This is a genomic window from Muricoccus harenae (assembly GCF_009848505.1).
Classification (GTDB): domain Bacteria; phylum Pseudomonadota; class Alphaproteobacteria; order Acetobacterales; family Acetobacteraceae; genus Roseomonas; species Roseomonas harenae.
The window spans coordinates 1-555 of the sequence record NZ_WWDL01000120.1; the positions used below are offsets into that span (position 1 = coordinate 1).

Sequence of the window (555 nt, forward strand, 5' to 3'; positions counted from 1 at the left end):
GCTTATGCCGATCTGCCGGAGCGCTCCGAGCGGTCGGAGCAAGCCATGCCGGCAGCCGAGCCGAACGCCGCGACCCTGCTCGCGGAACTGAGAGCGACCTGCGATCGCCTCTTCGCCACCTTCGATGGCCAAGCCACCAGCACCAGGCCCACCGCTCCGGCCGGTGAAGCCATCGAAGCAGCGCGCCCCGCCGAAAGCCTTGGCCCGGCCGGGCTGAAGCGCATGCTCCAACTCCGTGCCCGCAGGCGCCGCAAGCCCATCGGACAGTTCTTCGACTGGCCCGCCTGGGACATGCTCCTCGACCTCGCCGCCGTGCGCGCCGAAGGCGGACATGTCTCCGTCTCCTCCGTCTGCATCTCCTCCGGCGCCCCACAGAGCACCGCCCTGCGCAAGCTCGCCGCCCTCGAAAACGCCAAGCTCGTCCGCCGCTACTTCCACGGCTCCGACCGCCGGCGCGTCTGCATCGCCCTCACCGATGAAGCCGCCGATATGGTCATCTCCGCTCTCCAGGAAGAACTCGCCTTCTACCAATCCATCAGCGCCGGACGCTGAGGC

General features: G+C 69.0%; 1 protein-coding gene. It reads left to right on the top strand.

The window, feature by feature from the left end:
• A partial coding sequence (locus GSE44_RS25200; RefSeq protein ID WP_457852184.1) for a hypothetical protein occupies positions 1-552 on the top strand: 552 nt, incomplete at its 5' end.
• Between the last annotated feature and the right edge of the window lie 3 nt (positions 553-555).